Here is a 24,425-nt window from a genome sequence, read left to right as displayed (position 1 = left end):
TAAAATCACAACAACATGAAACTAAAAAGACCCGGACTATTGGCACAGATTATTATTGCCATAGTATTAGGTATAGGAGCGGGCATCATATCACCTGCCCTGCCTGTGAGAATATTCGTCACTTTCAACGGACTGTTTAGCGAATTTCTGGCATTCATCATTCCACTAATAATAGTGGGACTTGTAGCTCCTGCCATAGCCGACATAGGCAAGGGAGCAGGAAAGATGCTTGCCGCAACTGCCCTGCTGGCTTATGGTGCCACACTTTTCTCCGGGTTTACTTCATACGCTGTGGGTGAGACTTTCTTCCCTATGCTCATAACAAGAGACATTCCGCTATCGGAAATCAGTGAGGCAAACGGGGTCGTACCGTTCTTTACCATTGACATTCCCGAACCGCTGAACGTAATGACAGCGCTCGTCATGGCTTTCACCGTAGGGCTGGGAATGGCAAACCTGAACACCAGCTATCTGAAAAATGCTTTCGTTGATTTCAAGGAGATTATCGTAAAAACTATCCAGAAGGTCATACTTCCCCTTTTGCCTATATACATATTCGGCATATTCTTCAATATGACGCACTCGGGACAGGTGTTCCATGTTCTGAGTGTATTCATCAAGATTATCGGAATAATATTCATCCTTCATATACTTCTGTTGATATTCCAATATGTAATAGCAGGAGTTATAGCAGGTAAGAATCCGTTCAGGATGCTTGCAAACATGATGCCGGCTTATTTCACAGCCTTGGGTACACAGTCATCGGCTGCCACTATTCCTGTCACACTGAAACAGACTGTCAAGAATGGAGTGAACGAAGATACCGCCGGGTTTGTGATACCTCTGTGTGCAACGATACACCTCTCTGGAAGCACAATGAAGATTGTGGCATGTGCCCTTGCACTGATGATGATGCAAGGCATACCTTACGATTTCAAGATGATGTCCGGATTTATCTTCATGCTTGGAATAACGATGGTGGCTGCTCCCGGGGTACCAGGTGGAGCAATTATGGCATCACTGGGAATACTTTCATCAATGCTTGGATTCGATGACAACGCCCAAGCACTGATGATAGCACTTTATATTGCAATGGACAGCTTCGGCACCGCGTGCAATGTGACAGGCGATGGTGCGCTGGCTGTAATTATAGACCGTTGGTTCAGGAAGAAAGTCTAATTCCTGACCAGATACAATGAATCGGTAATGCAGGCAGGAAGTTCTTCCTTATAATGGGTAACCATAATCATGGTTTTGTCGTTTCGGCGGCAGAATGTTTCTATAACATCTTTCACCAGACGACGGTTGTAAAGGTCAAGTCCGTGAAGCGGCTCGTCGAGAATCAGAAGTTCAGGGTCTTTCACGAAAGCACGTGCCAGAAGTACAAGTCGCTGCTCGCCGCTTGACAACTGAAGGAAGCTTCTGTCTGCCAACTGTTTCACTCCGAATATATCCATCCAGAACAGACACACTTCCCTATCCTTTTCCTTAGGACGCTTGTAGAGTCCTATAGAATCGTGCAGTCCGCTTGCCACAATATCAATGGCAGGAATATTCTTCAGATAGGCTCTGTGCATCTCAGGACTGACATATCCTATATGTTTCTTTATTTCCCAGATACTCTCGCCACTGCCACGTTTGCGGTCGAACAATGTGATATCGCATGCATAACTCTGAGGATTATCTGCACATACAAGACTGAGAAGAGTTGACTTACCGGCACCGTTCTCACCGCTCAACGCCCATTTCTCGCCACACCTAACTGTCCAGTCAAGGTCACGAAGGATGGTCCGTTCGCCATAACGGATACTAACCTTATTCAGTTTGACTACGTTGGCGGCCTTATACAGATTGTCCTTATACGGTAAATCAAGTATAGCCTGTATCTTATCGTCGTGAAGCATCTTTTCAGGAACTGTTACACCCTGATATTCCGGACGTGGAAGTTTTTCGCCACACGTCATATTCTCAACAGTAATAACATGAGTGATGAACTCAGGAATATCATCCGATTTGGATAGCACAAGGATAACCTGAAGACCTATCACCTTGATAAGCTCAGCAAGAAGAGACTTCAACAAATCGCGCGTACCGGCATCCAGTCCGATGAAAGGATTATCCATGATGAGGGCTCTCGGTCCTGCCAGCAATGTCTTGGTAAGCTGGAACTTTCTTAGCTCGCCGCTTGAAAGAAGTATTATAGGTTTCTGCAGCATCTCTTCTATTCTGAACAATGTGTAAAGACTCTCCTTCAGTTGTTCGTCCTTGCACTGTGGAAGAAGATCGCCCACCACTGGAATATTCTCCGTATCCTGCGAATTCCATCTCTGCTGATAGTAGTAACTGCCATCGGCATCGCCATACGAATCGCGGAATGTAATGTATCTGAGATTGTCCGAAACCAGATTTGAAGTTGAAGGTGAAAAGTCATATTCCACCTCATTCATCAGAAGGGGATATTTCCCTGTGATAATATCTATCAGAATGCTTTTACCACCACCGTTTGGACCTACCACAGCCAGTTGCTCGCCTGCATTAAGGCAAAAGTCCACAGGTTTCTGCATTCTGTACATCGGATGGCGTGTAACACCATTTGATACTGAAATAACTCGTTGTTGCATTGTATTTTTAGTTGTTGGTTGTTAGTTTTTAGTTGTTAGCAGCAATCTTAACTATTAATTTTTAATTATTAATTAAGAGCTACTTCACCACCTTATCAGGATTCCTTGCTATAAAATCTTTCCATCCCGAATAAGCCTTTTGAGTCTCCGGCCGTCCCATCTGCAAATAATGACAATATGCTGCTCCCAAGGCATCTGTGGCATCCATAAACGGTCCTATGTCCTCTTTTCTTATTTTCAGCATGCGTCGCAGCATATCAGCCACCTGCTCCTTGCTTGCCTGACCATTGCCTGTAATGGCCATCTTTATCTTTAGAGGAGCATATTCGGTTACAGGGATGTCACGGCACAACGCAGCTACTATTGCCACTCCCTGTGCCCTGCCAAGCTTAAGCATGGATTGCACATTCTTGCCGAAGAAAGGAGCTTCTATGGCAAGTTCGTCCGGAAGATATGAATTGATAACCCCCTGCACACGCTCGTAAATATGCTTCAATTTGAGATACGGGTCTGTAAACTTACGCATGTCTATCACTCCCAGAGTGACAACCTCGGCTTTGGTACCTACTACCTTTATGACTCCATATCCCATAACGTTAGTTCCGGGGTCGATTCCTAATATTATTTTTTCCTTAACGGGCTGAATCACTTTATTACCTCCATCAAAGTAGGGAAACCAATAATCTTGTCCTTGAAAATTTTTGTCATTTCATCATTCAGACGGGCACCACACTTGGTATGCCAGCTATGAAGCGCAGCACTTTCCTCAACCTCCCATTGCAAAGAAAAGCACTCGCTGTCCTGCTCCTTATGACTCAGAATACGCAATATGCGTGGATTCTTAAGTTCGCCTGTCTTTTCAGCTTCAGGTATATAACACTCATTCAGCCAGATTACGAAATTTCTGGCATCGTTCATTTCAACATGAAAAGTAGTATTGTAAATAAGCATAAATGTAAAATTTTATCACTGCAAAGATAGTGCAAACCGAGAGAAGTACAAAGTGAAAACACAGTTTTCGACTTTTAATTCCGAGGTGCAGCCTATCTTATCTAAAGATAGTGCAAACCGAGAGAAGTACAAAGTGAAAACATAGTTTTCGACTTTTAATCCCGAGGTGCAGCCTATTTTACTAAATGTAAGTATTTATACCCAAATAGTAGGAATAATTAAAAATAAATAAACTTACAGTGCTGACGTTAAAGCAACTTTTACTATTTTTGCACACATTATCTCGAAATGTGTACATATTTGATATGGAATTAAACGACAGCTTCATAGAATTAATTGAGAAAAGCATAAAACAAAATTGGGACGGTAATGCACTTACCGACTATAAGGGAGTGACACTCCAATACAAGGACGTAGCAAGAAAAATAGAGAAAATGCACATTCTGCTCCAGCATGCAGGAATCAAACCAGGAGACAAGATAGCTATTTGTGGACGCAACAGTGCCAACTGGACCGCAGTATTTCTAGCAATAATAGCATATGGCGGAGTGGCTGTACCTATCCTCCACGAATTTAAGCCGGACAACATTCATCATATAGTAAACCATTCTGAAGCAAGGATGCTTTTTGCCGGCGACCAGATTTGGGAAAACCTGAACGAAGCTTCTATGCCTAATCTGGAAGGCATTATCGAACTGAAAAACTTCGACCTTGTAGTATCACGTTCTGAAAAACTAACATATGCCAGAGAACATCTGAATGAAGAATTCGGGAAGAAATATCCATGCCGTTTCAGAGCTGAACAGGTGTCATACAGAAGAGAAAATCCTGAAGAACTGGCTATCATCAATTACACTTCAGGTACAACAGGATATTCCAAAGGTGTCATGCTGCCATATAGGGCAATAACATCGAACATAATCCACATACATGACAAGGTCGGGCTGAAACCTGGCGACAGAATTGTTTCAATGCTTCCATTGGGACATATTTTCGGCCTGGTATTCGATTTCCTTTATGGAATAACCGTAGGAGCACACATATGGTTCCTCACCCGTATGCCGAGCCCGAAAATCATTGCAGAATCGTTTGCAGAAATCCGTCCGAGGGTGATAGCGTGCGTACCTCTGATAGTAGAAAAAATTATCAAGAAAAATATATTGCCTAAAGTAGACAATACACTAGGCAAGATTCTTCTGGACCTTCCTATCATAAGCGACAAGATTAAGGAACAGATACGACATCAGGCTATGGAAGTGTTCGGCGGCAACTTCATCGAAATAGTTATCGGCGGGGCACCATTCAATGCAGAAGTAGAAGCATTCCTAAGAAAAATAAACTTCCCATATACTATAGCATACGGTATGACAGAGTGCGCTCCGCTTATCTGCCACAGCCGGTGGGACGAGATTGAATATCAGTCGTGCGGAAAAACGGTAGCCAATATGGAGACCAAAGTCTTGTCCGAAAATCCGGAGACAATTCCAGGCGAACTGGTATGCCGAGGTAAAAACGTGATGCTTGGTTATTACAAGAATGAAGAAGCCACTTCACAGACTATAGATCACGACGGCTGGTTGCACACAGGAGATATGGCTATAAAGGATGCAAGGGGCAACATCTACATAAAAGGCAGATGCAAAAATATGCTACTTACTTCTACAGGGCAAAACATTTATCCTGAGGAAATTGAAGCCAAGCTGAACAATATGCCTTTCGTAAACGAATCATTGATTATTCTGCATGGTGAAAAGCTGGTTGCTCTGGTATATCCGGACAGAGACGAAGCTTTTGCCAACGGTATGTCAATGAAACAGCTTGAAGAGGCAATAGATCAAAACAGAATTGAACTCAACAAAACTCTTCCTGCTTTCTCACAAATAACCAAGGCAAAACTTTATCCTGAGGAATTCGAGAAAACAGCCAAAAAGAGTATAAAGAGATTTTTATATCAGAACATAGATGAATAAGACAAAAGACATACCGGTACTGCTCCTGACAGGATACCTGGGAAGTGGGAAAACCACTCTGGTCAACAGAATTCTTTCGAACAAGAAGGGCATCAGATTTGCAGTCATCGTAAACGATATAGGTGAAGTAAATATAGACGCCGAACTGATACAGCGTCAGGGCGTGGTGGACATGAATGACGACAGCCTTGTAGCACTACAGAACGGATGCATCTGTTGTACCCTTAGAACTGACCTGATAGAACAGATTCTGGGAATTCTGAAGACAGAAAAATTCGACTACATAGTGATTGAGGCCAGCGGTATCTGCGAACCGGAATCCATTGCAAACACTATCTGCTCCATACCACAACTGGGAGGCGCCTATACCAAGTATGGCATCACACGCCTTGATTCGGTGGTGACTGTGGTCGACGCACTCCGCATGAAAGACGAATTCTGCTGTGCCGAAAGTCTCACAAACAAGAATCTTTCTGAAGATGACATCGAGAATCTTCTTATACATCAGATAGAATTCTGTAATATAGTTTTACTGAATAAGGCATCCGAAGTAAGTCCTGAAGAACTGGAAACAATACACCGTATTGTCAAGACTCTCCAGCCTTATGCCGAGGTTATAGAATGCGATTATGCAGATATTGACCTTGACAGGATTATATCAACTTCGATGTTCAGATACGAACAGGTTGCAGCCTCTGCCGGATGGGTTCAGGAATTGGGAAAACATGTTACTGAAGAAGATACCGACAGTCATTGCCATCATCACCATCACGAAGAGGAATGTTCATGCGGACACCATCATCATCACGACGGAGAATGTACTTGCGGACATCACCATCACCATGAAGGAGGCGAAACCGAGGAATATGGCATAAGCACATTACTTTACTTCAGACGTGCTGCATTCGACATGAACCGTTTCGACTACTTCATTTCGTCAAGATGGCCTAAGAACGTTATACGAGCCAAAGGTGTATGCTACTTCAGCGACCAGCCGGAAATGTCGTATCTGTTCGAACAGGCAGGCAAACAGAAACAGATTTCCGAAGCAGGACTATGGTATGCCACATTGCCGGAAGCTGACATCAGAAGACTGATGGAACAGGAACCGGGACTGATGAGAGACTGGGACGAGAAATATGGCGACAGAATGCAGAAGATAGTATTCATAGGAAAAGATATGGACAAGGAACAGCTCATAAAGGAGCTTGACTCATGCCTGGAAAGTTAGAGAAGGTAGAGAAGTTAAAGAAGTTAGAGAAGATAATACAATGGAACAATTCAGTAAGATGATAGCCGCTGCCATGAAGCTCCAGGAGCACAGAGTGGAAAACACTCTTAAACTTCTTCAGGGCGGGGCAACCATACCGTTCATAAGCCGATATAGAAAAGAGGCTACCGGTGGTATGGACGAGGTGCAGATAAGCGAAATAAACGACAGATACGAAAAGCTGTGCGAACTTGCAAAGCGAAAGGAAACAATTATTTCCACGATAGAGGAACAGGGCAAGATGACTGCCGAACTGAAGGACAGAATCGGCAATTGCTGGGACTCTACCGAACTGGAGGACATCTATCTTCCATTCAAGCCAAAAAGAAAAACAAGGGCAGAAGCTGCACGCCAGAAAGGTCTTGAGCCACTGGCAATAATCCTGATGATGCAGCGCGAAAACAACCTTATGGCAAAGGCGGCACAGTTCGTAAGGGGTGAAGTAAAAGACGAGGAAGACGCATTGAAAGGTGCACGCGACATCATTGCCGAACAGGTGAACGAAGATGAAAGAGCAAGGAATCAGATAAGAAATATATTTACACGTCAGGCCGTAATCACAGCCAAAGTGGTAAAAGGCAAAGAGAAGGAAGAGGATGCTGCTAAGTATCGCGACTATTTCGATTTCAGCGAACCGCTGAAACGCTGCACGTCACACCGTCTGCTGGCTATCCGTCGTGGTGAGGCGGAAGGAATTCTTAAGGTAACAATCTCACCTGAAGAAGACGAAGAATGTACAGACAGACTCGAACGCCAGTTCGTAAGAGGTAACGGAGAATGCTCTTCGCAAGTGGCAGAAGCGGTAAAGGATGCTTACAAACGTCTGCTCAAACCTGCTATCGAGACCGAGTTTTCAGCTCTCAGCAAAGAAAAGGCCGACGAAGAGGCTATACGCGTATTTGCCGAAAACCTGAGACAGTTACTTCTGGCTCCACCATTGGGACAGAAACGTGTAATGGGCATCGACCCTGGTTTCAGAACAGGCTGTAAGGTGGTATGTCTGGATGCCCAGGGAACATTGCTTCACAACGAAGCCATATATCCTCATCCGCCTAAATCGGAAGAAGCGCTGGCAGCAAGAAAGATTGTAAAACTAGTTGAACAATACAAGATAGAGGCTATCGCTATAGGAAACGGAACTGCAAGCCGCGAAACCGAACGTTTCGTAACGTCTCAAAGATACGACCGTGAGGTGCAGGTATTCGTAGTGAGCGAGGACGGCGCTTCAATATATTCGGCTTCGAAAACTGCCCGCGAGGAATTCCCTGATTACGATGTAACCGTACGTGGAGCTGTATCTATAGGCCGCCGTCTGATGGACCCTCTTGCCGAACTTGTAAAGATTGATGCAAAGTCCATTGGTGTGGGACAGTATCAGCATGACGTAGACCAGGCCAAACTTAAGGAGTCGCTGGACCGTACAGTGGAAAGTTGCGTAAACCTTGTTGGAGTGAACCTGAATACTGCCAGCAAGCATTTGCTGACTTACGTGTCAGGGCTTGGTCCTTCACTGGCTCAGAACATCGTGGACTACAGAACAGAGAACGGACCTTTCGCATCACGAAAAGAGCTCCTGAAAGTTCCACGTATGGGAGCCAAGGCTTTCGAACAGTGTGCAGGATTCCTCAGAATACCGGGAGCCAACAATCCGCTTGACAATTCTGCCGTACATCCTGAAAGCTATGCCATAGTAGAAAAGATGGCAAAAGATATGAAATGTACTGTTGCAGACCTTATCAAGGACAAGGAACTGAGAAATAAAATCAATATAGAGAAATATGTCATCGACACCGTAGGCCTCCCTACCCTGAACGACATCATGAAGGAGCTTGATAAACCAGGAAGAGACCCTCGCCAGCAGATTCAAGTGTTTGAGTTTGACAAGGACGTTAAGACACTGGATGACCTACGTGAAGGAATGGAACTGCCTGGTATAGTGACAAACATCACCAACTTCGGCTGTTTCGTCGATATAGGTATAAAGGAAAATGGTCTTGTACACATCTCCCAGCTTGCCGACAAGTTCGTGAGCGACCCGACTACAGTAGTCAGCATACACCAACACGTACGTGTCAGAGTTCTTGGAATTGACCACGAAAGAAAACGTGTACAGCTTACTATGAAAGGGATAAAATAAACATACATAAAAATAAAATCCATGAAGATAATTAACATTTAATCTTCATGGATTTTATTTTTATATAATATTGTTTCTATTAGTAGGAGAACTCATATATTCTATAATTCTCATATCCATCATATGATTCTTTAATTGTAAGTTTAGTCATTCTATCCTTATCGTCAAATTCATAACTGAATATATCTGGTTTCTTGATAGTATCACTATATTTAAAGTTTAATGTTACAGCCTCTGGCATATAATCACCTGTCTTTCCCATTACTCCTATATGAAATAACATTGAATTATTATCCAGAAAAGGGAAGATATAAGTCATTATATCAATATTTCCATTATTCGGATATTTGTGTGCATATCCTGTCTCCAAATCAACTTCATAAGTACATGCATCAGAATTACCTTCATTATTATAATCCTCATATTCATATGTTTCGAACAAGCTTCCATTATAAGAAATAGTTTCAGTACATTTATAACCATTTCCCTTGTACATTTCCATTTTAACAAGACGTCCTTCTCCGTTGTATTCAAAATCATACAATTTTTCTTTTGAAGAACCTGTTATTCTATAAAGTTGCAGCCAACTTTAATTGAGCAGGATTATCCTCTCCTTCGCTACAAGCACTAAACACCAGTGCCGCACTTAATAACAAATAATAAAAAGATTTCATATTGATAAGATTTAATTTTTACAAAAATACAAACTAAGCCATAAAAAGTATTCACCGAAAACCGTGATTTATATATACTAATAATTCTGGTTCCACTGCTTTTACATAAAAATCGTATATTTGTCACCCGTTTAAACAATAGCATTATAATATGGAAAAAGAAACAATACACACCTGCGTGGACTGCGGAACACAGAACTGCAAATTCAAGGACCGTACATACCCTGATTTTTGCCTCACCACAGCTTTGACCGAAGAAGACAAACAATGGGCTTTGGAAAGATACGATGAAGGAAACAACAGACAGATAATGATAGCCAGTGCCGAAGTGGAATACGAAGGTTACTGCCAGTGGACAAGAGTACAGGAAATAATGGAATTTGCACGGAAGATAAACGCAAAACGAATCGGAATAGCCAACTGTATCGGTCTGATAAACGAAGCGCGCATTTTCGCAAAGATACTTCGTGCCAACGGTTTCGAGGCATATTCGGTGATATGCAAAGTGGCAGGACAGGCCAAATCGTCAATGGGAATACCCGCAGAGTGCGAAAACATCGGTCCGGCAATGTGTAATCCTATAATGCAGGCCAGACTTCTCAATAAAGCAAAAACCGACCTGAACGTAGTTATTGGTTTATGTGTGGGACACGACAGTCTGTTCTACAAATATTCCGATGCATACGTCACAACACTCGTCACAAAAGACCGTGTAACAGGCAACAATCCGGCAGCCGCACTATACACAGCAAATTCATACTATAACAAGAAGTTCTTCAAGAACCGGAAATAGCTTTTTACAATAAAAACGAAAAAGCTCCCGAGCAATAACCAACCGGGAGCTTTTTATATAATGGGAAAAGCTTATTATTTCGAAATACTGTCATCAATGTCGAAATAGTCAAAGTCCACATGACCACCTATTTCTTTTGTAGCATAATTGAATAGTCCGAAGCGATAACCCATGAAGTGTGACAGAGTGTATTGCATTTTAATGACACTGCCTATTTCCGTCCATTTCTTTCCGTCGAGGCTGTAATAGAAATATCCCTTGTCAGTACGGTTTCTGAAATCGCATTCAGCCTTGAAATACACCTTATTTGCCTTGCAAGGTATGCTTACCACTTCACCTGGCTTTTCACAAGATCCATCGGCCATTACGATGTATTTCTTATTGCCTACTTTCTTTACGGCAACAAATCCATACTTCTCCTGGAACAGTGTGAGACCAGCATAATCACCATCCTTCATACCTGATACATCTACACATGTAGAAGCCGATGACACAGGCCCGAAAGTGCGTTGCGACAATGTATTCTTGGCCTGGAATATTGTATTGGTTATATTACCTGTAGTAAGACGCAAATAACCTTTACGTTCCGAAACAGACCATAGTGAATTGTCCGGATTATGATTCCACTGCCATGTAAGAGGCAATGCCCTGTCGCCGTCTTTTCGTGAGAAATCGTCCGAACATACGATACCAGGTTCCAGCCCTTTAGAAGCAGGCAAGTCCAGATAATCCGGAGCCTTACCATCTACCCCTAGAACTGGCCATCCGTCTTTCCACTCCATAGGAACAAGATATGGAATACGTCCTACAGCTCCGCAATCCTGGAAAAGGTATGCAAACCATCTTCCGTCCGGTGTATCTATCATACCACCCTGGGCAATACCCTTGTCCTGGAACACTACCCTGCCTTCATAAGGACCTGTAATCTTGTCGGCACGGTGTACAACTACTGTACGCATTCCGTTTATCGGCCATGTGATATTGAACAGATAGAATTTGCCATTCACCTTAAACAACTGTGATCCTTCAGCACCAAGCATTATCTTGTCTCCTGCTGGAGCACTGGCATTTTCTATCAGTACCCTCTCCGAGCCTGGAACAATTCCAGTCAGATCACTCTTAAGTTCGGCCATAAAAAGTTTTCCATTACCGTAAATCATATAGTTCTTTCCATCCTCATCCAGAAAGAATGTCATATCATGGTATGAAGGCGAAAACTCTATACGTTTCCATAATCCCTTCTCTATGTCCTTTGTTATAAAGAAATATGTCTTGTTGGTAGTCTGGGCAAAAGTTGACACATAATAATATCCCTTATGATATCGGATACAGCTTGCCCATGAGCCACGGCCATATGTATTCTTTCCATTTTCAAGGTTCATAGTCTCCAAACTGTCAGTAAGTGTATCATAGGCATAACTTACCAGTTCCCAGTTCGACAAATCCTTAGATTTCATGATAGGCACACCAGGAGACATGTGCATGGTGGTACTACTCATATAATATGTATCTCCCACTCTAATCATCGACATATCCGGGACGTCTGCATAAATGAGTGGATTGGTAGCTTTGTCCGAATTATCCGAAAAAGCCGAATATGGCATCAATAATGCTGCCATCACAAATAAAAGATTCTTCTTCATGTCATTATATTAAATTTCTTATTTAAACAAATGCGGAATAAACTCATTCAGACATCTGCGCCATGTCAGCCATTCGTGTCCGGTGCCTTGCGACACATAATAATCAACATTTATTCCCAAATCACGCAATGACTTCACTAGGGCCTCAGTACCCATATTCTCGTCTGTGCCGCATCCCAGGAAGAGGTAATGTACCTTCTTGTTGAATGCCTTTGCATCCGTAAATATACCATTGAATGCAGTCTTCACATCAACACCGAATATAGCACCGCTGAAACCGCCTATATACGAGAATTTGTCAAGATTGTTCAGAGTAATATCAAACGTCTGCTTTCCACCCCATGACAATCCTGCCATTGCACGATGGTCGCGATCGGTATATGTACGGAAAGTCTTGTCAATGTATGGAATAAGATCCTCTGTCATAAGAGTAGCAAACGAAGCCCCATAAAGATTTCTTTCCTCATTTACGTTCTTTCCAGGACGCGGACGGAAGCCAATCTCAATATCTCCGCTTTCCATTACCACAATCATAGGCTCGCACTTACCTTCTGCTATCTGATTGTCAAGAATGTTGTACATATATCCCTGAGTGCTCCATCCTGTTTCGTCCTCTCCCATACCATGCTGCAGATACAGAACTGGGAAACGTTTTTTCCTGTTAGTTTCATACTCGGCAGGAGTATAAACCACACAACGGCGGAAACGTTTCTGCGACTCTGAATAATATGTACATATCCTTACCTGTCCGTGAGGAACATCCTTAGTACGATAATAATCGCCCTCACTGCCTTCAGGAACTTCTATACCACTGGCCATACGGCTGCATCCGAAGTAAGTACAGCTCATAGGGTCGATTACTGAAAATCCGTCAACCAGCAGGAAGTAATAATGGAAACCCACCACAAGTGGATTTGTGCGTCCTGTCCACCATCCGTTTTCATCTTTTGCCAGGTCATATTTCACACCGCACACATCCGCCTGAAGTCTCTTTACGTCCGGGGCATAAATGCGGAAATAAGCACGGTTTTCCTTATCCAGACGCGGAAAGTCACATCCATGCATATTCGATGATGCAGGAACTGTGTTTGCTATCACATCCTCAGTAGTAGGCAGTTTGATACCCATCATGCCAAGCACCTTTTCGGCATAACGGCGTCCCAACACGCGATAACCGGCAGCATCGAAATGCAGATGATCGCTTGCACAACTCAGTCCGGCAGACGAAACGACAGTAGAGTTCTTTATAACCTGAGGCAAAGTAGCTATAATCTCATTCATGCTAGCACAAGTACCTCCGTGATCGGCATTCACCACTTCACCGGCTATCAAAGGAACATCCTCCGCCTTAAGGTTCAAGTCAGAAAGCAAACTCTCGTAAACATTCTTTACCTTCATAGGCCATTCCTTATCACCTGTATTCGATTCACCCTGATGCAACAGAACACCTTTAATCACGCCATCCTTCTGAGCCAGTTTTGCCATCTCCACCAGGCGTGCATAAGGATTGTTGTCGTACTCCTTCAGCATATTCTTCATCCAGTCCGGAGCTGTCTTAATGTATTCCTCGCGTGTATCCTTCTGATAGAGTTCAATGCGGCAACCGCCTATTGCCACATGCACCACACCGACCCTTACATTCTCAGGAAGATACTCCACCATAGTACGACCGAAATAATCGGCAGGAGTCAGTCCTGTACCTTTACGGCACAACGGGGCACGTGCCGGATACCACTTACCCATTTTACGTCCCACCTCATCATTATCAACCGCCGAGAGCACCTGAAAACGGGGATTAACAGTAGTGTCCTGAGCCTCATATCTGGCATTACCTTCCATATTAGACTGTCCCAGACACAAATAAATATAAAAATTAGAATCTTGCGCATAAGCCGTCAGGCCACACAATACCATGCCTACACAGAGGAGCATCGATTTAAATGTCTTTCTCATAATAAAATTATAAGTTGTTTTTCATCCGTACCTTAAGTGTAAAGTTATTTCAATTTCTTGCCGTCAGAAAATGCATTTCCAACCTTTTTCCCTAAAACATTGTAAACATGCTTTATCGGATCGTAGGTGATAGGACGTAATTTTTCCGCATCTATTTTTCCATCATCTCCCAATACAGATTCGTCTGCAGATATATTTACTATTCGTCCCACCATATGGCATGTTTCAGGATCATACGAAACCAGTTCACACTCCAAAGCCATAGGAAGTTCCTCTATCAGCGGTGCATTCACCGATTCCGCCTTTACAGTATGCAGACCAGCCTTCTCCAGTTTCTTGTTTTCATTATTTCCAGACACAATGCCCAGGTAATCACACGCCACAACATAATCCTCAGTAGCCATACTTACAGTAAAAGCCTTCGACTCCAAAATGTTTTTTGTCGTTTTATGACCTTCCGACAGACACAGACAAACCATATTGTCTGTATAAATACCACCCCATGCCGCATTCATTGCATTAGGTGCTCCGTTGGCATCATATGCCGCCACTATAAACACCGGCATAGGATATAACCATGTTTTACTTCCAAAATTCTTTCTCATATGATATTTTTATTTAGGTTAAAGGAAACGATACATTTAATTCCGGGAACTGCACGCGGCACACTGCCATGCTTGATATGAAGATCGCTCGTACAGATACTACCCAGCGTGACACGCACTATTGCATCCTTGGGATTGATAATATGCGGAACCGGTTTTCTAATCAGGGCAAATTGTCCTTTTCCGACATAAGTTAATGTCAACATTTCCTTATTGCATTCAGCAATATCACCCTTTTTATACCACCCTCAGCCGCATTTCCAGCAGTCACAGGCTTTATAGTCTTATTGTCCGTTTTCATATTAGCTTAATATTTTTTCATAAATCCTTAAGGCTAAAGGACTTATGGAAGTATGTTTTTCACGGACAAATATATGTAAAAATACCCTTATATCGTAATCTTTACACTAATATTTCTTTTATATTCTTCTCCACCGCTCACAGTAACAATTTCGCAATAATCCGGTATCCCTTCCTCATCTACAGAATACTCGTACGTGGTATGTTCATTCAGTTCCGGACTGTTTTCAGGATACATATCCGTACACAGATACTCAAAGGCATTACCCAATACACCGCCATAAAGTGCCACCAGATGCATCGACATAGGATACAGTTCCGAGAGGAAGATATCCGGCAATCCGCACACATTCTCCACCGCAACAGATTTATCAAATTCCACGATATATGTTTCGGACATTCCGTCCACAGTCTGTCCTACCTTAATCTTTCCATCCTCCGAATAGTCGAACGTCAACAGCGAATATACCTCCCCGTCATCAAGCATTTCCGTAATCCCCGACAGATACTGAAATCCGTCTTCACCCGTGATATAAGAGAAATAATAGTTCCTTTCTGTACCGCCCCCTTCCTGCAGACAACATGAAACAGCACATCCGAAGTCATTCATCATATAAGTCCTTACATTACCGTTACGGTCGCTCACCACCATTCCACCGTCCGTATACGAAACGAATGTAGTGTCCGAACTGCTGAACAGTTTCCCGCCTGCAATCTCCTGTGCTGCTACAAAATAAGATATCCCGTCATCTCCAAACTTAAAAGTCCTGGTCGAAGTAACGTCATACGAGTCGCTAGGAATCAGCTCTTTAAGTTCAATACTACTCACTTCCTTGCCGGAATTATTCTTATTGCCTCCCGTATTTTCATCCGAGTTGTCATTCACGCGTTCCTCCGAGCACCCATACATAACCAGAAGAAACAAAATCCATATAATATTTCTCATATCAATATCTCCTATAATCTATTATCCGTTATCTCCACCGCGCTGCGTGTCTGGTCTATTCTTTTCACCTTCACCTGCACGGCAATCCTCTCCTTCAGTCCCTCCACATGACTGATTATTCCCACACGTTTTCCGTTCATGCTCTGCAGTTTCTCCAGCATATCCATCACCGTGTTCAGCACCTCACTGCTCAGCGTACCAAAACCCTCGTCGATGAACAAAGTATCTACAGACAGATTTCTTCTGTTCAGCGACGACAGCGCCAGAGCCAGCGACAAAGATACCAGAAAACCTTCACCACCCGAAAGGATGTCCACCGGTCCCTGGGCATCATTCTGATACATATCCATCATGCGTATGGTCAGAGTACCCGGCTCACAGTCCAGCCTGTACCTCTTGTTCAATCGGCCCAGATAGCCGTTTGCCCTCTGCAGCAGATCACTCAGTATAAAACTCTGGGCTATCCTTCTGAATATCTTACCGTCACCGCCACCGAAAAGCTTGTTCAGAGTCTCCCACTCAGTATACACCTTCATCATCTCCTCTTCCCTCTCCTTTTCAGCTCTGAATCGTGCGGCATTCTCTTCATCGGTTTTCAGTTGCTGTTCTATACGTCCCGTCTCAGCCATCAACACCTCCATCATACCTCGTACCTCCTTAAGCGAATCGTTAAGTCTCTCCTGTCCGTCATCGTCAGTCAGAGATTCCGGACGAACAGCCATATGAGCCTCCAGTTCCCTCTTTTTCGATTCGAACACACCCGTAGCACTTTTCGCATCCGAAATTTTCCTGTCATGAACCTCCCTAATCTCCTTCAGTCCGGTAACCGTAGCCAGAAACTCCAGACGTCCCATATCTATATCCTTTTCATCCGTAAAAAACACATCCAGCCCATCTTTAGCTTTTCTTACGTTTTCACGTTCGGCAGACAGCGATGCCACCAATGCACTAACCCTTTCGCCAAAAGCGTCGCACATATCCTTCAGGCCCTCCTTAGGAACAGACTCCGTCACTTCCTGTGCAGCCCATTCCGGCCACTGAACAGCCACCGATGTAAGGATTTTTTCCACATTCTCCAATGCCGGCAGAGCCTTCGACAAGTGTTTCTCCGTAAGGTTCAGTTCCTTTTCCCAACCGAAATACTGTGCTGCAGAATCATTAATGAAAGAAACAAGTCCCTTTGCATCAGCCTTCCACCGGTTCTTCCATCCTTCTATGTTTATCATACCGTCCGCTTCCTGAAGAGCCTTTTCCACGTTGCGTCCATCAGCTTCCATCAGAGAATTTATCCGTTCCATATCCTTGGTGGCAGACAAAAGTTTCTCCTTGTCCTTTTCACTCTCTTTCCTTACCCTGTCAACATCCTTTCGTAGCGCAGAAAGCTCCCGTCCCAACTCAGACAACAATCTGTTGCCTGCAGAAATCCTCTTCTGCATCTCCATAAGTTCACTTATACGGGCCGACAGTTGCTCCGTCCTCACACGCACACCATTGTCCACTGCAGCAGCATCCACTCCATTGCCTTCAACACAAGCCAATCCTATACGCCCGCACTCCTGTACAACCTTTTCAGCCAGCCTGTTCACACCATCCATTGCAGTTGTCCTTTCCTGTTCCCTGGCCGACTTATCCTTCTTCAGTTTCTCAACTATCATCCCCGTACCGTTACAGAGCGAAACCGTATCACGCATCTCCTTTTCCAGAGCAACGACCATCTCCTCCAGCGGTCTCAGTCTTCTGCTGCATTCCTCGTCAGATACAAGGTTCTCAATCCTCTGTCCGCACACCGGACACGTATCACCCACTTTCAGTCCTGCCCTCAGGTTCACGGTCCATTCCTTCAGCGACAGTTCCACACCATCATAAGCCTTTTTAGCCTCACCGAATCTTCGTGTCACGTCCTCCAGTTTACCACTGAATGTCTGAAATTCCTCCTGCCGTTTCTTCAGTTCTTCCTCCAGTGCCGAAAGTTCCCTGTCAATCCTCTCCACCGAAGCGTTTACATTCCTCAGTTCCGCCACATATCCCGTCAGTGCATTCAGTCCATCCTTCTCCTGATTGATTCTGTTCAGCTCCCCGTTCACCTCATCAGGTTTCAGCAACTTCAGTTCCGCATCAGCCTTTTCGTATTCCTTCTCCTTCAGTATTACAGCCTTCGATGCCAGTTCCAAAGCCTCTTCAGCCTCCTTACAGTTCTTCTGCAGCACAGGCATATTCCCGGTGATACCCTTCACAGCCTCACCGTTAACCATTATCCGGTCCTGAGCTTCGACAGCCGAATTAAGCAATGCCTCTATCTTCTGCGCATTGGCATACATAGCCGAATATTCCGAAGCCGATTCCATGTTCCCGGCAAGCGAAACCATATACTCCTGCTTCCTTCGAATCCAGTCCCTAAGTCCGTTCCTTCCCCTACACAAATCCACATACAGAGCTTTAAGACTCTCCGCATCCCTGTTCAGTTCACCTGTTCTCTTCTCCGCGTCCTTAAGCATACGGACATTGTTTCTTGCTTGCTCCGTTCTGTCCATATCGCGGATTAGCCTGGACTTTTCCTTAAAACTGTCAGAATTTATTACCTCTTCGCAGGCCTTTACAGTCCGTTCCGCAGCCACAAGTTCACCGTCTATCTTAGCCTTTGTTTCCAACCATCTGACACACTTTTCCAGACGTACAGTCTCTGTATCAAGAGCCTTTTTCCTCTCTACGGCAGCCAGAAGCTTCTCTTTCAGCAAATCCGTTTCCTCCTGTTTCAGAAGTACAATTCCGGCTGTAAGATTCTTCTGTGCCGTATATTCCGCCTCCTTTTCCTTCTTTATCTCCTCTATCTTCTTTCCTATTTCCGAATATATACGCGTACCCGTCAGTTTCTCCAGAATTTCCGATTTCTCATCATCCTTACTCTTAAGGAACTGAGTGAACTGTCCCTGTGCAAGCATCGTAGTACGGCAGAACTGTTCAAAATCCAGCCCCACAGCCTCTTCAGTAATCTTCTTCACTGCATCTGCATTCTTCACCGTCACATTTCCCCACGTCAGAGTCTGTTCCGGCGAAGTAAGCTTGCCGTTTCTGTTTCGTCTCACCTGCCATGCAGCCTCATACTCCACACCATCCGTACCCGTAAAACGAAGCACAGCCGATGCCTGCCTTGCCCCATGTCTGAGCAGATTCGAAGTATTCCTGGCAGTGATATTATCCGTTCCGAAGTTCGATTTCGTACCCGAAGCCATATTCAGTCTCGGCGTAGTGTTATACAATGCCAGACATATGGAATCCAGAACAGTAGACTTACCGGCCCCCGTATCCCCGGTAATAAGAAAGACAGAAGCCTCACTCAGAGGCCCCCTGTCAAAATCAATCTCAGCCGTCTCTATAGACGCTATATTTTCTATTATAAGTTTTATAAGTTTCATACCCTGCACGAACCACTATTTACATTCACTGTCATATCTTTTCACCGCCTCTCCAATCATATCCGACATTCTCTGCGGCATATCCGCTCCGAACCTTGCCTTATAGAATCTCTGAGCCACATCTATGGGCGATAGTTCCCTGAACTCGTCGTAAGTCACCGCCGTACCGTCCGCCACAACCTCCGTTTCCGGTCTTGTAATTTTGCAGTAACAATACGCCGCCCGCTTTCCCTCCAGAGCCTTTGCTATACGTTCCATATAGTCGGCAGGCATAGGCTCATCCAGAAGAATATTCAGTCTTACATAACATTCCTCATCATCACCTATGGCCGAAAGCCCCTCAATGGCATCTTCAAATCCCGACGGCACAGCAGGAACAGTCAGCATAGGACGCACATTCCTTATCCTTATCTCCCTTATCTCAGGCTCCCGCCCCTTCTCCAGCGTCACTACAGACACCGAATGCGGATAAGTCTCATCAAAGTTCACCGGAACAGGCGATCCCGAATACCTTGCCACTCCGGCATCCCCCTTCAGAGTCTGCGGATAATGTATATGTCCCAGTGCTATATAGTCATACCCGCTTCCCAGTTCGCTGTGAGGTACCTCGTTTATCCCGCCTATCACGTCAGCATCATGCCCCTCGCAGTTACAGTCAGCCACCGTCATATGCGCCATCATCACTACAGGCAGACCGCCAGTGTTAACAGCCTTCACCCTGTCCTGCAACGCATGAAAAAATACACACCTTCGTTCCTCTTTCTGAGTCTCCTCATCCATCAGCGGATAATTCTGGTCGAATATATGCGGCACGGCCACCACATACCCTTTCATCATCCCATCGGCACCTTCTATACCGATGATATGCCTGTCCAGGCCCACCATCCCGTCCTTTCTCTCCACCTGTCCTACAACTCTCACTCCGGCCATAAGCCACAGTTCGCGCCCCAGTTCCAGCATCGCCTTGCTGTCATGGTTTCCGGCAGTCACCACAATAGTCATCTCCGGACATGCCGCATGCATATCCAGCAGAGCCTTATAATACATTTTCTGCACCGAAGTAGAAGGATTGGTACGGTCGTAAATATCACCGCTCACGAGAAGAGCGTCCGGCTTTTCATCCTCCACAATATCCCTCAGCTGTATCAGGAAAGCAGTATGTTCTGCCGTCCTGTCATGCTCATACAGGGTATGTCCCAAATGCCAGTCGCTGGTGTGTATAATCTTCATAAAATCTTATTCCATTATTTCAATCACATATCCGCCATCGAAGATTCCATTCTCCGGTAAATGCTGAATCCAGTCCTTTTCCATATATTCTCCGTCGAAATTCATTCTGTCGCAACGTCCGTACCACGGCTCTATGCATACAAACGGAGCATTCTTTCCAGGAGGCGACCACAGTCCCACTACAGGAGCATCGAACAGCAGACGCAGCACAGCCTTGCGGGAATTGTCATACAGAGCAACCTCACCCACCTGACCGTCCTCCAGAATCAGAGCATCACCGTCGAAAGTAGAAGTGTTCATAGGCAGCAGTCCGTCCTTCAGCTCAAGCGGATAATGCACATCAGTATTCGCACACCCCTTTTCGCCAATCAGGATATATTCCAGTCCCTCCTTTTTGTCGAACCCGAAGAAGCCACGTTCAGTGGTAGCGGCATCGAATCCCGGAAAATAAAATGCAGGATGTGCACCAATCTGGAAATACATATCCCCAGTTCCGGTGTTTTTCACCTTCCACATCACATGAATCTTTTTCCCTTCTATTCTGTAGCCTATCTCAAGGCAGAAACTGTAAGGATATTTCTTATGGGTTTCCTCATTATCCGTCAGTCTGTACCACACTTCATTATCCGTAATGCTCACCAGCTGAAACTCCATATCGCGTGCAAATCCATGCTGTCCGATACTGAAAGTTTCGCCACCGCATCTGTATGTATTGTCCCACACCCTTCCCACTATAGGGAAAAGCACCGGCGAGTGTCTGTTCCAGAAAGCCGGATCAGCCTGCCACAAATATTCCTTTCCGTTACACTGTATGCTGCACAGCTCAGCTCCTGCAGCCGATACCTGAATACTTAATACATTGTTTGATAATCTTTCCATGTATGATAGTTTATGAGTTGTTAGTTGTTAGTTTTTAGTTGACAAGGCTTCAGGTACTAGGTACTAGAAAAAACCTAGTCAACTTGTCACCTAGTTATTAATTTCCCTTCCTTCTCCAGCAGTTCCAGCATCTGCCTGTATCCCTGATTATAAATTTTCAAGGCATTTTTCAGATTGAAGATATTGTATTCGTCAATAGAGTCCACCTCAAGCAGCAAATCGCAAAGTCCTGAATCCTCCACTGCATTCTGTTTGAACAGGAACAGATAAGACCTTATGGCCACACGCAAGATATTATCCTCGTACTCCTCCAGATGCTTCGGACAAACATTCACCCCAATCACCTTATGGCAGAGGTCACGAATGGGTGTAACAGGGAAATTCTTGAAGAGTCCTCCATCCACATATCTCACCCCATCTATCATCATAGGTTTGAACACTATAGGTATGGTGCACGAAGCCATCACTCTTGGTACCAGCTCACCCTCGGTAAATACCTTTGGCTCCCCCTTGTCAAAATCGGTAGCCACTGCATAGAAAGGAATCTTCAGTTCGTCAAAGCGTTTCACCGGCAGATTTTCCTTCAAGAACTTTATGAACCCGTCATATTTCAGCAGAGCCTCCCTCGGCAATGTAAAGCTCACAAAGTCTCTGAAGTCATGTCCCAAGAACAATTTCAGAATCTCTTTAGGCTTGAGTCCGGCAGCATACAAAGCCCCTACCACAGCCCCTGCACTCGTACCGGCTATTATATCAGGCTTGATACCTTTCTCATCCATAGCCTGTAAAGCACCAAGATGCGCAAATCCTTTTGCTCCTCCACCGCTAAGTGCCAGGCCCAAGTTATAAGGTTTATGTATCTCTATTTCCTTTTTGTCTTGTTTCGTTATCTGGTTTTCCATGTTGTTGGGTGTTATTAGACTTTACAAAGGTAAAAAAACAGATGGAAAATCATTGTATTTTTCCTGGAAAGATTCTATTTATGGCTCAGTGAGAAAAGTCATAAAATACTTGTTTTCAAGATATTAGAAAATCAAAATCTTCTTCAATAATCAATAGTGTCAATTCTTCTTCATCATTAAGAGTGTAACATTTGCTTTTAAAATCTTTCCATAATTCTTTAAGGACAGCAGTTATATGTCCGAACTCAGATATATTCTTATACCTATACTCTTCAGCTTTATTGCACCAATATCTTATATCTCTAAAAACATTTATCCAATCTGTCTTTTCCTCATATAGTAATATACTCATCTTTATATCCTCTTCCTTATGGATAGGTACATAAGGAAAGTCTGACTTTGATTTTACTTTTACAGAAAAATCAGAAACAGAAACAGGAATACAATTTCTTAATTCTCCTCCTGTTCTACTATTCCTGTCAAACCAACTCCTGGCCTGCTCTATAAAACTATTATTGAAAATAAAGATGCTCTCCCTGCTTATAGGCTTTTCCCCTCCAAGCAAAGATTTAGTATAGGTCACTTTAGCTTCCATATCTTGTTTAGAGAGATTTGAAATACTTACATATCCCATTCTAAGCTCTACAACCATCAAACGAGGATTTATACCACGATTATTTTCGTATGCAGAAATACCTATTACCGCATCTCCTGTATGAAAGGATTGTTGTTTTCTTTGTACATTCTTCTCAAACTCATCAATATCAAGACATTCTATATCAGGATTGAATTTATATTTGCCCTTATAATCTTTGTCTGATACATCATTCAAAGTAGAGCCACAAAAACGGAAAAGCGAATGTTCCCGTACTATTTTGTTATTATAAATCCACTCTTCCATATCTGCCAATGTTTTCTAAAGCAATATTGAACGATTCAAAAATCTCACCTACTTCATGTCCCAAATCTTTAAATATATACTGATGACTTTCTGGATTCTCCGTCTGTGCGACATAGAAGTTGGTATTTTCCAATACCCCCTCTTTATTTGCAATATCATGTATTGCAGCCACCATATCAGGATTATGGCTGGCAATCATTATTTTCAATCCTAATTCCTTGTTCAATAATACCAACAAGCGTGCAAATTCAACAATCCATTGCGGATGAAGATGTGCTTCCGGTTCGTCAATCATCAAGAGTGTTTCATCGTTCAAAAGTCCGTTTTCCAATAAACGTTGCAGATATGAGAAAGTCTTAAAACCTGTAGCAGCATCTTTTAGAAGGATATTTACTTTTTTATCTTTGGAGATATAACGTAAACCTTTTATTTTAAATAAATCACTTTTTTCCAGTACAGTTTCTCCTTCCAGAATATCTTTTACTCTTAACATGAGTTTTTTCTCGTGCAATGAAAAATTATCAATTTGTCTTTCACTAATCATAATATCACGCAGAGCTTTCCACAATATATTTTCTGTATCTCCCATCTCCACAGCCATAGGAGTATCTATATATACTGCTTGCTGCAGATTGAAAAGAGTAGAAATATGATCTTTCTCTATCATATCAACATCATCCTCTTCCAACTGAATGAAGGATGGAATATCATTTTGTATTTCAAAACGTTCATTAAGCAAATCAAAAAATTTATTTCTCCCCCGTTCTTTGATCTCCTTCTTTAATTGACTTGACAATTTATTTATCAAACGTATATTCTGTTCTACGAAATTTTCTATCGCTTGATTAAAATCTTTATCTTCAACTTCTATGTTCAGATAATTAAGGATTCTGGCTTTACGCGTCTCTGGTAAATCCATTGACATTGCCTCAGTAAGAAAGTTTTTTGTAGCATGCAAAGCCTGCAAAAACAAATCCTCTATTGTCTCTGTTTTTACAAATCCAAACTCATTTATTGTTTGGATTAGTTTGTAAAATGATGTTTTATCCAATAAATCATCCTTACGAATAAATCTTTCCAAATCAGCACAAGCAAATTGCATCCTACTTAGGATATGGCCTATCTTATTTTTATATTCTTCAAACAAGAATAAATCAAATCCTTTTACACCATTTACCAAATAATACAACCACCTTGACAGTGTGCTTTTACCACATCCATTTATACCGGATAATAC

The 24,425-nt window shown here is 43.4% G+C and carries 19 protein-coding genes and 1 pseudogene; 5 read left to right on the top strand and 15 right to left on the bottom strand.

The features are described from left to right. Positions 1-15 precede the first annotated feature (15 nt). Positions 16-1,179 (top strand): dicarboxylate/amino acid:cation symporter, encoded by a 1,164-nt coding sequence (locus tag I6E11_RS08030; RefSeq protein WP_235337548.1) that lies wholly within the window; start codon positions 16-18, stop codon positions 1,177-1,179. Here I6E11_RS08030 and I6E11_RS08025 read toward each other — a convergent pair. The 3 genes from I6E11_RS08025 to I6E11_RS08015 form a co-directional block, all read right to left on the bottom strand. Further along, positions 1,176-2,621 (bottom strand): ATP-binding cassette domain-containing protein, encoded by a 1,446-nt coding sequence (locus I6E11_RS08025; RefSeq protein ID WP_235337547.1) that lies wholly within the window; start codon positions 2,619-2,621, stop codon positions 1,176-1,178. The genes I6E11_RS08030 and I6E11_RS08025 overlap by 4 nt on opposite strands. 79 nt (positions 2,622-2,700) lie before the next feature. Then, positions 2,701-3,270: a crossover junction endodeoxyribonuclease RuvC gene (ruvC, locus tag I6E11_RS08020; protein ID WP_235337545.1), complete on the bottom strand. Its 570-nt coding sequence runs from the start codon at positions 3,268-3,270 to the stop codon at positions 2,701-2,703. Further along, positions 3,267-3,572 (bottom strand): DUF4286 family protein, encoded by a 306-nt coding sequence (locus I6E11_RS08015; protein ID WP_235337543.1) that lies wholly within the window; start codon positions 3,570-3,572, stop codon positions 3,267-3,269. Before I6E11_RS08015 ends, ruvC begins: the two co-directional genes overlap by 4 nt. Before the next feature lie 305 nt (positions 3,573-3,877). Here I6E11_RS08015 and I6E11_RS08010 point away from each other — a divergent pair, with 305 nt between their 5' ends. Genes I6E11_RS08010 through I6E11_RS08000 form a run of 3 tightly spaced genes read left to right on the top strand, consistent with a single transcriptional unit; the run spans position 3,878 to position 8,949 of the window. Next, complete coding sequence (locus tag I6E11_RS08010; protein ID WP_235337541.1) at positions 3,878-5,542, top strand: AMP-binding protein; 1,665 nt, start codon at positions 3,878-3,880, stop codon at positions 5,540-5,542. Then, positions 5,535-6,773: a CobW family GTP-binding protein gene (locus I6E11_RS08005; protein WP_235337540.1), complete on the top strand. Its 1,239-nt coding sequence runs from the start codon at positions 5,535-5,537 to the stop codon at positions 6,771-6,773. Before I6E11_RS08010 ends, I6E11_RS08005 begins: the two co-directional genes overlap by 8 nt. 40 nt (positions 6,774-6,813) lie before the next feature. Then, positions 6,814-8,949 carry a Tex family protein gene (locus I6E11_RS08000; protein ID WP_235337538.1) on the top strand — a complete coding sequence of 712 codons (2,136 nt, stop codon included), beginning with the start codon at positions 6,814-6,816 and terminating at the stop codon, positions 8,947-8,949. Between the two features lie 79 nt (positions 8,950-9,028). On the opposite strand, the gene I6E11_RS07995 is transcribed toward I6E11_RS08000, so the two are convergent. After that, positions 9,029-9,493 carry a hypothetical protein gene (locus I6E11_RS07995; protein WP_235337536.1) on the bottom strand — a complete coding sequence of 155 codons (465 nt, stop codon included), beginning with the start codon at positions 9,491-9,493 and terminating at the stop codon, positions 9,029-9,031. A gap of 281 nt (positions 9,494-9,774) precedes the next feature. Here I6E11_RS07995 and I6E11_RS07990 point away from each other — a divergent pair, with 281 nt between their 5' ends. Then, positions 9,775-10,416, top strand: a complete 642-nt coding sequence (locus I6E11_RS07990; RefSeq protein WP_235337534.1) for a DUF1847 domain-containing protein — start codon at positions 9,775-9,777, stop codon at positions 10,414-10,416. Between the two features lie 74 nt (positions 10,417-10,490). Here the strand turns inward: I6E11_RS07990 and I6E11_RS07985 are convergent, their stop codons facing one another. The 11 genes and pseudogenes from I6E11_RS07985 to I6E11_RS07935 form a co-directional block, all read right to left on the bottom strand. Further along, positions 10,491-12,059: a glycoside hydrolase family 43 protein gene (locus I6E11_RS07985; protein WP_235337532.1), complete on the bottom strand. Its 1,569-nt coding sequence runs from the start codon at positions 12,057-12,059 to the stop codon at positions 10,491-10,493. An 18-nt stretch (positions 12,060-12,077) separates the two neighbouring features. Continuing rightward, complete coding sequence (locus I6E11_RS07980; protein ID WP_394800115.1) at positions 12,078-14,012, bottom strand: sialate O-acetylesterase; 1,935 nt, start codon at positions 14,010-14,012, stop codon at positions 12,078-12,080. Between the two features lie 44 nt (positions 14,013-14,056). Continuing rightward, complete coding sequence (locus tag I6E11_RS07975; protein ID WP_235337530.1) at positions 14,057-14,617, bottom strand: flavin reductase family protein; 561 nt, start codon at positions 14,615-14,617, stop codon at positions 14,057-14,059. A 38-nt stretch (positions 14,618-14,655) separates the two neighbouring features. Continuing rightward, positions 14,656-14,823 (bottom strand): annotated as a pseudogene (locus I6E11_RS07970) (alcohol dehydrogenase); the annotation flags it as partial. A 182-nt stretch (positions 14,824-15,005) separates the two neighbouring features. Continuing rightward, on the bottom strand, positions 15,006-15,863 hold the full coding sequence (locus I6E11_RS07965; protein ID WP_235337528.1) for a DUF4595 domain-containing protein: 858 nt from the start codon (positions 15,861-15,863) through the stop codon (positions 15,006-15,008). A gap of 11 nt (positions 15,864-15,874) precedes the next feature. Next, the gene (locus I6E11_RS07960; protein ID WP_235337526.1) at positions 15,875-19,276 is read right to left on the bottom strand and encodes an AAA family ATPase; all 3,402 of its coding nucleotides are present in this window, start codon (positions 19,274-19,276) and stop codon (positions 15,875-15,877) included. A 15-nt stretch (positions 19,277-19,291) separates the two neighbouring features. Continuing rightward, positions 19,292-20,506 carry an exonuclease SbcCD subunit D gene (locus I6E11_RS07955; RefSeq protein WP_235337524.1) on the bottom strand — a complete coding sequence of 405 codons (1,215 nt, stop codon included), beginning with the start codon at positions 20,504-20,506 and terminating at the stop codon, positions 19,292-19,294. Between the two features lie 6 nt (positions 20,507-20,512). Then, positions 20,513-21,385, bottom strand: a complete 873-nt coding sequence (locus I6E11_RS07950; RefSeq protein WP_235337522.1) for an aldose 1-epimerase family protein — start codon at positions 21,383-21,385, stop codon at positions 20,513-20,515. Between the two features lie 86 nt (positions 21,386-21,471). Beyond that, positions 21,472-22,287 (bottom strand): patatin-like phospholipase family protein, encoded by an 816-nt coding sequence (locus I6E11_RS07945; protein WP_235337520.1) that lies wholly within the window; start codon positions 22,285-22,287, stop codon positions 21,472-21,474. A gap of 115 nt (positions 22,288-22,402) precedes the next feature. Next, positions 22,403-23,188, bottom strand: a complete 786-nt coding sequence (locus I6E11_RS07940; protein ID WP_235337519.1) for a hypothetical protein — start codon at positions 23,186-23,188, stop codon at positions 22,403-22,405. Further along, a partial coding sequence (locus tag I6E11_RS07935) for an AAA family ATPase (RefSeq protein ID WP_235337518.1) occupies positions 23,169-24,425 on the bottom strand: 1,257 nt, incomplete at its 5' end. The genes I6E11_RS07935 and I6E11_RS07940, both read right to left, overlap by 20 nt.

This window comes from Bacteroides caecigallinarum (assembly GCF_021531075.1).
Classification (GTDB): domain Bacteria; phylum Bacteroidota; class Bacteroidia; order Bacteroidales; family Bacteroidaceae; genus Phocaeicola; species Phocaeicola caecigallinarum_B.
The sequence above is the reverse complement of the archived record's forward strand: the minus strand, read 5'-3'. Positions and strand labels throughout refer to the sequence as shown.